The organism is Acinetobacter kanungonis (assembly GCF_009939195.1).
Taxonomy (GTDB): domain Bacteria; phylum Pseudomonadota; class Gammaproteobacteria; order Pseudomonadales; family Moraxellaceae; genus Acinetobacter; species Acinetobacter kanungonis.
This window is the reverse complement of the sequence record NZ_JAACKC010000001.1, coordinates 302956-316530: the sequence shown is the minus strand read 5'-3', so window position 1 is coordinate 316530 and position 13575 is coordinate 302956. Positions and strand designations below refer to the sequence as shown.

General features: G+C 39.7%; 14 protein-coding genes. 7 read left to right on the top strand and 7 right to left on the bottom strand.

The genetic code is table 11. From position 1 onward, the window contains the following. Positions 1 to 63: 63 nt before the first annotated feature. Entirely contained in the window at positions 64 to 1374 is a 1311-nt protein-coding gene (locus GWK51_RS01395; protein WP_161932385.1) for a D-alanyl-D-alanine carboxypeptidase PBP6B, read from the bottom strand. A 179-nt stretch (positions 1375 to 1553) separates the two neighbouring features. On the opposite strand from GWK51_RS01395, the gene GWK51_RS01390 reads away from it, so the two are divergent. Continuing rightward, positions 1554 to 3257, top strand: a complete 1704-nt coding sequence (locus GWK51_RS01390; RefSeq protein ID WP_161932384.1) for a M61 family metallopeptidase — start codon at positions 1554 to 1556, stop codon at positions 3255 to 3257. A gap of 81 nt (positions 3258 to 3338) precedes the next feature. Here the strand turns inward: GWK51_RS01390 and uraH are convergent, their stop codons facing one another. Beyond that, entirely contained in the window at positions 3339 to 3737 is a 399-nt protein-coding gene (gene uraH / locus GWK51_RS01385) for a hydroxyisourate hydrolase (protein ID WP_161932383.1), read from the bottom strand. 131 nt (positions 3738 to 3868) lie between these two features. After that, complete coding sequence (gene paaI, locus GWK51_RS01380; RefSeq protein ID WP_100241576.1) at positions 3869 to 4282, bottom strand: hydroxyphenylacetyl-CoA thioesterase PaaI; 414 nt, start codon at positions 4280 to 4282, stop codon at positions 3869 to 3871. A 466-nt stretch (positions 4283 to 4748) separates the two neighbouring features. On the opposite strand from paaI, the gene GWK51_RS01375 reads away from it, so the two are divergent. Together GWK51_RS01375 and GWK51_RS16545 are read left to right on the top strand one after the other, a co-directional pair. Next, positions 4749 to 6980 (top strand): NADP-dependent isocitrate dehydrogenase, encoded by a 2232-nt coding sequence (locus GWK51_RS01375; protein ID WP_142769082.1) that lies wholly within the window; start codon positions 4749 to 4751, stop codon positions 6978 to 6980. Between the two features lie 96 nt (positions 6981 to 7076). Beyond that, a complete protein-coding gene (locus GWK51_RS16545; protein WP_235941051.1) occupies positions 7077 to 7748 on the top strand; it encodes a hypothetical protein in 672 nt (223 codons plus the stop codon). A 34-nt stretch (positions 7749 to 7782) separates the two neighbouring features. Here GWK51_RS16545 and GWK51_RS01365 read toward each other — a convergent pair whose 3' ends face one another. Further along, positions 7783 to 8571: an rRNA large subunit pseudouridine synthase E gene (locus GWK51_RS01365; RefSeq protein ID WP_100241573.1), complete on the bottom strand. Its 789-nt coding sequence runs from the start codon at positions 8569 to 8571 to the stop codon at positions 7783 to 7785. 618 nt (positions 8572 to 9189) lie between these two features. On the opposite strand from GWK51_RS01365, the gene GWK51_RS01360 reads away from it, so the two are divergent. From GWK51_RS01360 to GWK51_RS01345, 4 genes are all read left to right on the top strand, one after another. After that, positions 9190 to 9528 carry a hypothetical protein gene (locus tag GWK51_RS01360; RefSeq protein WP_100241572.1) on the top strand — a complete coding sequence of 113 codons (339 nt, stop codon included), beginning with the start codon at positions 9190 to 9192 and terminating at the stop codon, positions 9526 to 9528. Between the two features lie 263 nt (positions 9529 to 9791). Further along, positions 9792 to 9998, top strand: coding sequence for a hypothetical protein (locus GWK51_RS01355; RefSeq protein ID WP_161932382.1), 207 nt, complete (start codon positions 9792 to 9794; stop codon positions 9996 to 9998). After that, positions 9989 to 10429, top strand: coding sequence for a hypothetical protein (locus GWK51_RS01350; RefSeq protein ID WP_161932381.1), 441 nt, complete (start codon positions 9989 to 9991; stop codon positions 10427 to 10429). The genes GWK51_RS01355 and GWK51_RS01350 overlap by 10 nt, the downstream gene beginning before the upstream one ends. 571 nt (positions 10430 to 11000) lie before the next feature. Continuing rightward, the gene (locus tag GWK51_RS01345; RefSeq protein WP_161932380.1) at positions 11001 to 11564 is read left to right on the top strand and encodes a M23 family metallopeptidase; all 564 of its coding nucleotides are present in this window, start codon (positions 11001 to 11003) and stop codon (positions 11562 to 11564) included. 13 nt (positions 11565 to 11577) lie between these two features. On the opposite strand, the gene GWK51_RS01340 is transcribed toward GWK51_RS01345, so the two are convergent. From GWK51_RS01340 to GWK51_RS01330, 3 genes are all read right to left on the bottom strand, one after another. Continuing rightward, entirely contained in the window at positions 11578 to 12405 is an 828-nt protein-coding gene (locus GWK51_RS01340) for a hypothetical protein (protein WP_161932379.1), read from the bottom strand. 287 nt (positions 12406 to 12692) lie between these two features. Next, complete coding sequence (locus GWK51_RS01335; protein ID WP_161932378.1) at positions 12693 to 13229, bottom strand: hypothetical protein; 537 nt, start codon at positions 13227 to 13229, stop codon at positions 12693 to 12695. Beyond that, on the bottom strand, positions 13216 to 13461 hold the full coding sequence (locus GWK51_RS01330) for a hypothetical protein (RefSeq protein ID WP_161932377.1): 246 nt from the start codon (positions 13459 to 13461) through the stop codon (positions 13216 to 13218). Before GWK51_RS01330 ends, GWK51_RS01335 begins: the two co-directional genes overlap by 14 nt. Positions 13462 to 13575 lie beyond the last annotated feature (114 nt).

Here is a 13575-nt window from a genome sequence, read left to right as displayed (position 1 = left end):
GATGTGTTGGAATTGTTTTATAAGTTACAACAACTTACATAAACCAGACCAAAGCATTTCATTTTAATGGAGGGGGTAAATCTTCACTTTGAGTTCTTCACTGCTGAAAAATGGCAGGATGTGTTTAAGCCAGATGCAGAAGCGCTGAAAAATATTGGCTTCATCAATTTGTACATCCTCTTGAATGGTAATGCTGCGTAGAAGCTGATTGTTTTGATAGACTTGTACAGTAGCAAGCTGCATCACTTTAGCCAATGGCGCAGTCAGGGCATGTTCTTGCATTTCAACATTCATATGCGTGCGTGTTTCTAGCAATGGCTCTACTGGACGGATTGTGCCATCATCTGTGTTAAGCATAATGCGTTGATTGACCTTGTCATAAGTGCTTAAGTCAATCGCATAGGGTTGGTCATACAAGGATGTGGTGATCAGTTCAGGTGCCTGTGTTTGCACTTTAAACATTTTCAGTGTGGATTTCACCACAGGTAATTCCGCAATCAATTGTTTGTCTTTAATCGCGACTTCATTGCGGGTATAGGTGTATGCCAAATTCATCAGGTCATACGCCACTTCAGCACGTTTGGCTGCACTTTTGGTTCCCATCACCACTACAACTAAACGTCGGTTTGGCGCATCAGGATTCATGGTCGGGCGATTTGCAGTTAAGGCGAGGTTGTAGCCTGCCGCCTTGGTATAACCTGTTTTTAAGCCGTCTACAGTCGCATCCATTTTCAGCACCAAATTGGTGGCGCGGTGAAAACGTTGGTTATAGCTAAAGCTCTGTTGCTTGGAATAATACAAATAGTCAGGAGTTTGTTTGGTAATTGCTTGTCCCAAGTGTGCTAAATCATTGGCAGAAGAATAATGCTCAGGCATGGTAATACCTGCTGGGTTTTGAAAGTGGGTGTCTTTCATGCCCAACGCTTTCGCTTCCTGATTCATGCGTTCAACAAACTTTGGAATACTGCCCGAAATACGTTCCGCCAGCGTCACTGCTGCATCATTTGCAGACATCACAATTAAGCCTGCAAGAAGTTGATCAACTGAGATTTGCTCACCTTCTTTTAAGTACATTTGCGATTCATCCCACATCACGGTTTTTACCACTGGGGTTGCCGTGAGAACCTCATCTTTACGTAAATGTCCTGCCTGAATTTCTTTTAAGGCAATATAGCCCACCATCATTTTGGTTAATGAGGCTGGTGCACGTTGTGCATGGCTATTATGTTCTGCAATCACTTGTCCTGATTGAGTGTCTAAAATCGTCCATGATTCGGCTTGGACACTTTCGGGAACCAAGTTAAGCAGTGTTGCATTGGCAAAAGAAGTCCAGAGCAAAGCAAATAAAGCGAGGAGGTAAGTGAAACGTTTCAAAGGTATTCCTATCAAGCTAATCCATCAGCAAAAAACTGACAAAACTAGGGGCATGCTATGCCTTTTTTGAACGGATGGCTAGTCTGTGTTGCAGACAAATAACACAGTTCTGCATCGGCTTGAAAAAAAGTGCTAAGCTAGCTGCCAAGATTAATTATTTTTATTTTGAACTGCCTATTATGTTGCATTATCAAATCGAATTTGACGATTATCGTCAGCATCTTGTACATGTCACACTGCGTTTTTTGGCAAACCCAACTCAAGTCCTTTCACTCCCAACTTGGATTCCAGGTAGCTACCTGATTCGTGAGTTTTCCAAGCACATTGAATCGGTGCGTGCCTATGATGAAGCAGGACGTATTTTAAAAATTCAGAAATTTGAAAAGAATAAATGGCGCTTGTTCAATACCGACCATGAATTTATTACGGTTGAATATGATGTCTACGCTTACGATTTGTCGGTGCGTGGCGCTTATGTCGATCAGAACCGTTTATATGTCAATCCAGCTTGCGCGTGTTTGGGCTTGGAAGGTCAGGAAGAAAAAGAAGTTGAAGTTGAACTGTTCTTGCCAGATGAATTAAAGCATTTCCAGTTGGCAACAGGCTTGGCATCTAAAAGCTTGGTGAAAGGGCGTTATACCTTAAAAGCACAAAACTATGCAGAATTGATTGATGCGCCATTTGAACTGGCGGAACAAACCCGTTTTGGTTTTGAAGCCGAAGGCATTGCACATGAGTTTGTGGTTTCAGGGCAACACGCCATGAATGCAGAACGTATGCAGCAAGACATTGAAAAAATCTGTGCCACTGAAATTAAAATGTTCGGTTCTGCTCCGTTTGCCAACTATACCTTTATGACCATGGCAACGGGCAATAGTTATGGTGGTTTAGAGCATCCCAACAGCACCAGTTTAATTACACCACGCAGTGATTTGCCAAAAGCTGATGAACCTGTAGAGCCTTCGGAAGATTATCAACGCTTCTTGGGCTTGTGCAGCCATGAATATTTCCACTCATGGTTGGTGAAGTTTATTCGCCCTGAAAATTTGGTCAATTATGACCTGAACAAAGAAAGCTATACGACTTTGCTTTGGGTGTTTGAAGGCTTTACTTCGTATTATGATGATCTAATTTTGTTACGTAGTGGTGTGGTGTCGCAAGAGTCGTATCTCAAACTACTCAAAACCCAGATTGATCGTTATTTGCAAAACCCTGGTCGCAATGTGCAAACTGTGGCGGAGTCGAGTTTTGATGCGTGGGTGAAGTTTTACCGTCAGGATGAAAACTCGAATAATGCAGGCACCAGCTACTATAACAAAGGCTGTTTAGTCGCATTATGCTTAGATTTGGGTCTGCGTTTACGTGGTTCGAGTTTGGATGCCTTAATGCGTAAGCTCTATGAAAATGCGCAAAATGGGATTCAGGTCAATGAACGCAGCATTTTTGAAATCTGTGAGCAATTAACTGGCGACAGCTGGCTTGAACAGATTAACCATTTGATTAACACCGTAGATGAACTACCGCTGGATCAATTGTTCCCAGAGTTTGGCTTAAGCTATAGTCTGAAAAATGACAAGTCATTGCCATTTGGCATGAAAGTCGTAGATAAACCAGAAGGTGTGCTGATTCAGCAAGCGCGCCGCGATGGTGCTGCTGCACAAGCAGGTCTATCAGCCAATGATGTGATTCTTGCAATTGATGGCTTAAAAGCCAGTGAAAAGTTATTAGCACAATATGCGAAACGCCAAGAAACATTCACGATTTTTGCCTTCCGTCGTGATGAATTGATGCAATTTGAAGTTCAAGGTGGTGAAACGGGCTTAACCACGGTGGAATTAAAAGTGGAAAATCAGGCGAAAGCAGATGCTTGGTTAAAAGCTTAAATAGACACAGCGTAAATTAAAAAAGCCGATGCTAGAAAGTATCGGCTTTTTTGTATTTGAATAGGCATTTATGCAGTGCAATTAATTCCCGCGATAGGTCGAATAACCATAAGGACTGATCAGTAGCGGAATATGATAATGCTCCAGTGAGCCATCAATCACGAACACTACAGGAACTTCTGGAAAAAATGAGCGTTCATTCTTTTGACGGAACCAGTCCCCAGTTTTAAAAGTGACTTTATATACGCCTTTTTGTAAAGGGGCATCTTTGGGATAAAGTTCGGCAATCCGACCTTGTTCATCGGTGGTGCCTGTATTGATCTCTGTCCATTTATCATTTTGTTGTGCTTCAAGTACCACTTTGACGTTAGCGGAAGGTAAGCCATTTTCTAAATTCAGGACATGTACACTGAGTGGATTTTGCGCAAAGCAAAAAGAGGAGAAACCAAGTCCAATAAGCGGCACTAGCAATTTAACCATCTGATTGATCCTAAAGCTTAAAAAAGATTTAGTTTAAACAATCAATAAAATTTCAACATTTCAATATGTAACCAAAACAAGAAGCTAGGTCGTGTTGAAGCTGTTGAGATCAGTTCAGATGGTTCTCATATTTATGACAGTTCTTTCTTGGCGGGTACCAGCATGCGTGACACACCTCTAAATTCCGCAATGGTTTCTTGCTTTTGGTTGACCACTTGGATGTCATAGAATTCCGAACGGCCCGCTTGAGAGCGTAACTCCGCAGTTGCAGTAAGGATGTCACCAATTTTCCCAGGCTTAATGTAGCTGATATTGCAGTGCTGTCCCACGGCAGGGTAGTCACCTGTGTTGCAGGCAACGGCAAAAGCACCATCGGCTAAGGTGAAGATAATGCCACCATGACAAGTGCCATGCCCTTGGGTATGTCGCTTTTCGACCAAGAGTTCTACTTTGGCATAGCAATCTTTATAGTCAACCAAGCGCGCGCCCAGTTCTTGCATCACGTGGTCATTATTAAACAGCGCATGTCCTTTTGCGATTTCCATGACATTTCCCTTTTTGATACGTTATTTAAATAATATTGTTTAATATGAATCATAATTAGCATTATCATAGGGTGGGATCAAGCAGTTTTAATAAAATTTGGAAATTTGAAAGATCAACAAATATTCATGGTTGAAGGCAAAATTGGATGCTTTATAAGTTCATTCGGTTATCCAATCGTCATATATCGGATTTAATATAGACAAGCTACAATCGGGCGCTTGGTTACAGGTGGTTTGAGCACTGTTGATGATTTATACGAAATCTAAATGATTGACTTTAAAAAGTGTTTAAAAAAACCACATAAACCGAGTGGTATTTTCTTACGAAATGTCGTTATCACAAGATATATCGTTGACTGAAAAGCGTTGAGGGCTGATACTCTCAGGGTTTATTTAAGCAATCGGTTCGTAGGACTGGGCCAAAAGTCTGGTTCTCTAAAACTCAATTTAACACAAGGGGCTATATATGGCTGGTGGAAAGTCAAACATCATTTACACACTGACTGATGAGGCGCCATTGTTGGCGACTTATTCGCTACTGCCGATCATTGAAACCTTTACTAAGCCAGCTGGCATCGAGATCACCAAAAGTGATATTTCTGTAGCGTCGCGTGTGCTTGCAGAATTCGCTGACTATTTAAGCGACGAGCAGAAGGTTCCAAACAACCTCGCAGAATTAGGTCGTCTTACACAAGATCCTGACACGAATATCATCAAACTTCCTAACATTAGTGCTTCAGTTGCTCAGTTAACTGCATGTATTAAGGAACTTCAATCTAAAGGTTTTGCGATTCCTGACTATCCAGAAAATCCTACGACTGAAGAAGAAAAAGAGATTAAAGCACGTTATGGTAAGTGCCTTGGTTCTGCTGTAAACCCAGTTTTACGTGAAGGTAACTCTGACCGCCGTGCGCCTGCTGCAGTAAAGAACTACGCTAAAAAACACCCGCACTCTATGAGCGAGTGGAAGCAATGGTCACAAACTCACGTTTCACACATGGAAGAAGGTGACTTCTACCATGGCGAAAAATCAATGACGCTTGACCGCGCGCGTAACGTGAAAATGGAATTGATCACCAACGCTGGTGAAACTATCGTTCTTAAGCCAAAAGTTGCGCTTCAAGATGGCGAAATTATCGATTCAATGTTCATGAGCAAAAAAGCACTTTGTGACTTCTACGAGAAACAACTCGAAGATTGTCGTGAAGCTGGCATTCTGTTCTCGTTGCACGTTAAAGCAACCATGATGAAAGTATCGCACCCAATCGTATTTGGTCACTGCGTTAAGATTTATTATAAAGATGCATTTGAAAAGCATGGCAAATTATTTGATGAGCTAGGCATTAACGTAAACAACGGTATGGCTGGTCTTTATGAAAAGATCGAAACATTACCGACTTCTTTACGTGAAGAAATCATCGAAGATTTACATGCATGTCAAGAACACCGTCCTGCATTAGCAATGGTGGATTCAGCTAAAGGCATCACAAACTTCCACTCACCAAACGACATTATTGTTGACGCATCTATGCCTGCAATGATCCGTAGTGGCGGTAAAATGTGGGGTGCTGATGGTAAGCAGTACGACTGTAAAGCAGTAATGCCAGAATCTACATTTGCGCGTATCTACCAAGAAATGATCAATTTCTGTAAGTGGAATGGCAACTTTGACCCTAAAACTATGGGTACTGTGCCAAACGTAGGTTTGATGGCGCAAAAAGCTGAAGAATACGGTTCACACGACAAGACTTTTGAAATTTCAGAAGCGGGTATTGCAAACATTACTGACCTTGACACTGGCGAAGTGTTAATGACTCAAAATGTAGAGCAAGGTGACATCTGGCGCATGTGTCAGGTGAAAGATGCACCGATTCGTGACTGGGTGAAACTTGCAGTAACTCGTGCACGTAACTCTGGTATGCCTGCAATCTTCTGGCTTGACCCATACCGTCCACATGAAAATGAATTGATCAAGAAAGTACAAAAGTACTTGAAAGACCACGATACAGCTGGTCTTGATATTCAAATCATGTCACAAGTACGTGCAATGCGTTATACGCTTGAGCGTGTAGCGCGTGGTTTAGACACGATTTCTGTAACTGGTAACATCTTACGTGACTACCTCACTGACTTGTTCCCAATTATGGAATTAGGTACTTCTGCGAAGATGTTGTCTATCGTGCCGTTAATGGCAGGTGGCGGTATGTACGAAACTGGTGCTGGTGGTTCTGCGCCTAAACACGTACAACAGCTTGTAGAAGAAAACCACTTACGTTGGGATTCTTTAGGTGAGTTCCTTGCATTAGCGGTTTCTTTAGAAGAGTTAGGCATTAAAGAAGACAACGCTCAGGCGAAACTTCTTGCTAAAACTCTAGATCAAGCGACTGGTCAATTACTTGACAACGACAAGTCTCCATCACGTCGTACTGGCGAGTTAGACAACCGTGGTAGCCACTACTACTTAGCTAAATACTGGGCTGAAGCTTTGGCTGCTCAGGACGAAGATGCTGCATTGAAAGCGAAATTTGCTCCACTTGCAAAAGTACTTGCTGAAAACGAAGATAAAATCGTTGCAGAACTTGCAGCTGTTCAAGGTAATGCTGCGGACATCGGTGGTTACTATGCTGTAGACCCAGCGAAAGTAAATGCTGTAATGCGTCCAAGTGCTACACTTAATGCTGCGCTTGAAACTGTTTAAGTTTAGCAAAATCGGCTTTTAGTCGATGATGTGAAAAAGCCGATGCAAATGCGTCGGCTTTTTTTATATTTCAAGATATTTGAACTGGCTAAGAATATGAATAAGAAAAGTTTGATCTTCGGTGTTTTGGTTACCTTTATTTGGTTATTGGGAATTTATCTATTTAGCCGAAGCAATGGCTATACTTGGCCTACATCATTAAATGAATTGGGTGATTTTCTTGCAGGTATTTTTGCACCAATTGCTTTCTTTTGGCTGATTTTAGGATATATACAACAAGGTAAGCAGCTAGATCAAAATACGAGAGCTTTGGAACAACAAGAAAGTGCTTTAAAATTGCAAATTGATGAGATGAGAGAAAGTATTAATCAACAAAAAAATGTAGTTACTCATTTAAATCAACGAAGTAAAGAAGAAAAATCTAAAGTACGTCCTTTATTAGGGTTTAATAGATTTCTGTGTCAAAGAATTGGTGAAGATAAATATCGTTTACATTGTGAGATTCATAATCGTGGTACAGGAGATGCTATTAATATGAAAATTTTATGGGGCGAAATATCTACAAATCCTATAAAAATAGCTGTAAATAATGTTGAAAAAATGGTTTGGGATCAAGAAATAGTAGGGATTTTTGAGGGTAGTGAAGTACTAAAGGATAAGCTTGATCTTGAATATGAAAATGTTTTAGGTGATCTAATTGTGATAACAAAGAAAATAATGATTAAAAATGTTAAGGGAAGTCAAACTTATATAGTTGAGATAGACTAAAAGCCCACTGACGTGGGCTTTAAAAAATCAAATCTTAACGACCACTACGTCCACGACCACGTGGCGCTTTGGTATTTGGACGCGTTGTACCATTGGTCTTACGACGTGGTTTCTCACTTTCATCCATTTGCCAAATACGTTTAGTACCAGATTTTTTCACAGAACCATCTTTGTTCTTGCGAACCATTGGCTTACCACCTGTACCACCTGGCTTTTTCACATACGAACGAGAGCGATATGGCTCTTCCGCTGGTACATCTTTAAAGTCAGGGTAGAGTAAAGGTTCAATTTCTTTCGTTTCGCCCGGTTGTAAACCCAGTTGCACCAAGTCAATTGAGCCAATTTTAGTACGAATTAGACGTAAAGTCGGGAAGCCAACAGCAGCAGTCATACGACGAACTTGGCGGTTACGCCCTTCACAAATTGAAATTTCAACCCAAGAAGTTGGAACCGAAGCACGGTAACGAACAGGAGGATCACGCTCCCATAACCATTCAGGTTGCTGAACTTTGATGGCTTTCGCTGGCAAAGTCATACCATCTTTTAATTCAATACCGTTACGAAGCTGTTCTAACGCTTCTTCAGTCACATCGCCATCAAGCTGTACTAAATATGTTTTGTACTTTTTGTTTGCAGGGTTGGTGATGTATTGATTTAGACCACCGTGGTCAGTTAAGAAAACTAAGCCTTCAGAGTCCATATCGAGACGACCAGCCAAACGCAATGACGGATCATCTACAAAGTCAGACATTGTCATGTGCGCTTCGTCTTTACGAAACTGAGAGAGAACGTCATAAGGCTTGTTAAGAATGACTATTTTCACTTTAACCTACTAGAAAATTTAAAAAATTTGTTTGGACTTGCTTGTGTTGCCCGTTTGGTTACCCGAATAAGTGGGAGTAGGTCGGGAAGGGTAAAGAAAAAGTCCATAAGATGTAGGCTACTATATCAGATTTCGACTGATGCTCCTCAATTTTATTGTTGATACACGTTTTAGCGCTTAAAACTACTGCCTTAGCCTTCTAAAGAGATGCTTGAAAATCATCTCAATTTATCTTGCACTAGAAGATTTTAGAGGATAACTAAATACAGATTAATGTTTAAGAGCAAATCTGATGATGAGGATTGAGTACACTTTTTTAAAAGAGGCTTAAATTAAAAATGTAATTGAGTATGCAAAAACATGAATATTACAGTATGCTTTTTAAGCGATATATGCAGAGAATATAAAGTCTTGGCTTGGCGGATGTAATGAAAAAAGCGTTGTAGACTTGGTTATGTCAATGTCCTGTATCTCTAAATTAAGAAAGAGTTAAAGAGCAAATTTTGAAGGCATTTTAGATTTTTAAAATAATCTCTTTGGGAATGGTTAAACGCTTGTTCTAAATGCTGCTCAATGAATTAAACGTATATTGCTATAGATAAGAAAAAGGAAATAAACATGAAAAAAATATTACTGCTTAGCTTGTTATCTATGAGTTCATATTCTCTGTATGCAGGGGAGTCAGATGCTTACTTTGATAATGGGTGTAAACAGTTTTTGGACATGGCAAGTTCCATCATGAAGCAAAAGCAGGCGGGTATAGCTGAAACCAAATTACTGCAAGCCAATGCCACGAGATATAAAGATCATCCCAATGACGAAATGCGTCAACTGGTTGATTATGTAATTCGTGATGCCTATGCACAGCCGACTTATGCCAAACCCATGTCGCAGGAGACTCAACTGAACCAGTTTGCAAATAAGTATTATGTCAGCTGTCTGTCAAAGCTCGATTAAATCTTAAAGTTAATGTTGATTTAGCCTGTTAGCGTTAAAGCGTAATTTATCTAATTATTGCATTCTGACCGAGTTATTCTATTTTGGAATCGTGAATCAAAATATGATTTTTTATGTGTTTGATATAGTAAAGTATTCTTCGAAACTAATTTTCCTCAAATGTTATAAGCACTTAAGAATAACTAACTCTAAACATCTTGCTATTTAAGTATTCAAATTTGATCCGTGCATAAAAATTTCCAAAGGAAAAATAAGGATAAAACATGATTAAAGATAAATTAGATCAGCTAGGACTCGGGGCAGCACAGATCATTGGTTTGGAAACGGCATTTCTTTTTATTACAGGTGTGAGTTATTACTACGGCTATTATGTGGTGGGCTTAAAAGCAGACTGGCTTATCAATCTGCTGACAACCAAAGAACTTTTAATTTCTAATATTAGGCTGGGTGCAGATTTATCTTGGCATTAATGTTTTTACAAGAAATCTTCTTTTCAGATTCAAAGCCGAAAGGCAAACAGCATCGTACTTTCTTGATTGGATGTGGTGTTTTAATTGCGATCTTAATTTTATTAATTTGGAGAGATAATCGGGAGTGGCTACAAGTCCTGTCTTATCTCATTGGTTTGTTGGCATTATTTGGCTTAATGTACTTTAAATATTTGGGTCGGTTAATTTCAATATTATTAATCTTTTTTGTCGTTCCGTTTTTGAATGGTTATAGTGCTTATCAAAAAAAGATGGCATCTCATTTACCTGTTGCATCGTTAAAAGATGATGCAAAAAAGTGGTATATCTTTGATACATTTTCAGATCAAGTCATCTTGATTGATAGTGTGAAAAAAATTGAAAACATCAGAGTTGTGCAAGTGAATGAACTGGAAAATATACGAGTGGAATAATAGCCTATGAAGCCTATATGCGAAGGGCGGTTATCTTGCCGGTATAGAACTCCATCTCCATGCTCTTTATGGGGATGCATTATGGTCAATTACAAGAATGAGAGCTGAATCAGCATGTACTACTTGATAAGTAAAGTGATTGAAAATTAATCATACTTGTATGGCGCGTGTTAACAAAATATAAAGGATATTGCCCTCATTTTGTGCAAATTTGTCTGTGTTACAAAAAAGTGGACTTTTTAACAAATATTTTAAATATATCTTTAACCAAAGTATTGTAAATGACCTACAGCTTTGGCACTATTAGCACAAGATTTAAAGCTGATAGTTCCCTGACTTGTTTTAAATTTTTTAAAGCCTACTTGACTCATTTGTAGGCTTTTTTTTGCTTAAAATTTTTATTTTCATCAATTTTTAGAGTGACTCAACAGCTTGTCTCAGAGCTGCAATCGTCATCTTTTTTTGTGAGTTTTTCTGCTTTTAAAATGTGCCTAAATAACCAAAACACTATAGGGAAGTGGATGGCTCATGGTTAGAATTGAGCCCATTATAAAAATGCAAAAACATTAGAATGAAAGTCAAATATCAAAAGTTTAAACGTATCTCTCTGATATTCGCAGTCAGCTTAGTGCTACAGGCATGTAAACCGCCAAACTCGGGTGAATCGACCAGTTGGCAATATCCACTCTTACAATTTCAATTGGCACGACAAAACCTTTCGCAGCAGTTGCCTATGCCCGTTGAAGGCATTACGCCAAAGCAAATCAGTGATACATGGGGTGCAGCAAGGGGACAGGGGCGTAAACATGAAGGTATCGATATTTTTGCTAAACGTGGCACAGCTGTACTGAGTACTACGCAAGGTATAGTGGTAAAGGTCGGTTTAGACAGTCTGGGCGGTAAAGTGGTTTGGGTTATTGGTCCAAATTTAAGCCGACATTATTATGCACATTTAGATGCTTATGCGCAGCAGATAGATGTTGGAGACTGGGTCGAGCAAGGAGCCGTGTTGGGCTATGTCGGAAACACGGGGAATGCGAAAAACACAACCCCGCATTTGCATTATGGGGTTTATCTATCTGGGCAAGGGGCGGTGAACCCTTATCCTTATTTAAGTTCAAGTAAGCAACACTAGCGCCTCGTATTAGTTATTCTTCCAGTAGGTCGAGTTCTTTTTGGTACTCTTTAGGCGTGTCGATGGTTCTAATCCATTTCACAGATGCAATTTTCCAGTTTGGATCTTTCTCTTTCAAAATTTGGTAAGTACCAGGAAGATGTGCATTACCATAAGTAATAAAAATCTTTGAATTCGGTTGCTGCATAATCGAATTGGCTAAGGCTTCATTACGATAATTTAAAACCAGCTTATCCATTTCATCTTTTTTGTCTTGATTCATGCTCATGGTCATAACACCACGACACAGAATGCCTGTAATAAATTGCTGCTTTTCATTGCCTTGAGCGATTCCATTGATCATTGAATTGAGTACACTATTTTCACTGGACTCCTCTTTTTTATGCTGGCGCTGCTGCATCGCTTGAGCAAAAGCAGGATCACTCCTCACTAATTCATCATATCTTTGTTTAATTTGTAATGTGGATACATCTGCATTGATGAAGCGATCTGTTTGTTCAGCCATATCTTTGGAAAACAATTGAAAGTAAGAGCCTTGAAATTTCAGACCGCAGGTTTTTCCCATTAATTGATAACCTTCAGCAAGGTTTTTCCCCTGAGCAAACATGGCATTGAACCACTTTTCAGATTCAGGTGTGCCCGGTTTGACGCCTTCATAGAGCAAGACATAATCCCGAGAGAGCGCATCTTCAAGGTCATAAACAACTGACTTATAAAATTCCTCACTACCTACATGCTGCATGCCCTGAAAAATCACGGTCTTTTTACCATTGGTTAAGGTGACTTGAGGGATTAACGTCGGGTGAAGTTGCGTGAGTATTGCAAAATAAAGAATGGGCATCGCACAAAGAATTGTGAGTAAAAAACCAAAGAAAATGGTGTTTTTAATGAATGTTGCAAAGCTCCATTCATGTTTAAACAGTTTGCGAATTATAAATACCAGACAGGCGAAAATGAGTGAAATAATAATAAGTATTGGGAAAAGCCAAACGGAGATATTCAGTACCAGCGGAAGGCTAATTAAAAATAAGACACCCAAGGTAAACCATAGAATGGAGGTTAATCTTATTTTCCAGATTTTTGTTTGCTTTAAGGTATCCATGCAGAATATCTCGACTTGTTCTTCTTTTAATTGAATTCTTTATTGGTCCAGTAGTCGTCTACACCTTTGCCGTATCGATAACACTTTTTCAGATTTTGATAGCAGGTAATGTCTGGTGCAGGTGAATAGTTTTGTGAACCATAATTAGAATGTGCTTTTTCGCAGTCGGAGTTGTACAATCTGTGCATGTTATCAATACGACCATCAGCCGTTGTTACACTTAAGCATTCGTTTCGATGTGAGTTCCACCATAGGGTTTCTTTACTGCTCCGTCCTGTACTGGTACTGACACTCCGATAGTCCTTAGATCTTAAAGTGCTTTCTGCGGAACTGGCTCTTACCCCGACTAAATTATTGATATCACTGGATACAGATGAGCTTTGGTCGTGTTTTTTATCTTTGTTATGTTCATGTACCGCAACAGCTGCAATTGCACCTAATGCGACAGCGGCAGCCGCAATTTCAGCCGTATGACTTTCTTTTTTGGCGGTGGTCTGTCCATTATTGCAATCGAAGACAGGGCTATCGGTAATTGAATCATAGCGACCATTATACGTGACCACAGTGACACAAGTTTTTATTGGAAGCCTTATACCAATTGGACCAGCTACGGTCTTCTCCTTTTTCAGTTTTAATAAACGTGTATCCACGCTGTTCAAGCTGAGTTTCACCACCGCTGGCTCTTGCACCGACTAAGTCGGAAAGTTCGGAAGGTGTAGCTGCATAACTTGAAGAAATATTTCCTAATGCAAGTAATATGGCAATACTGATTGATAGTGTCGTTATCGGTTTCATGGGCTATTCCTGATCATTGTGTAATTTTGGTTGCTGTTTTTATCTTTAAATTAAGGCAGTTCTGCTGACGATGATGTGTTTAGATTTTTATGGTTATTTAAAATAGGTTAAAAA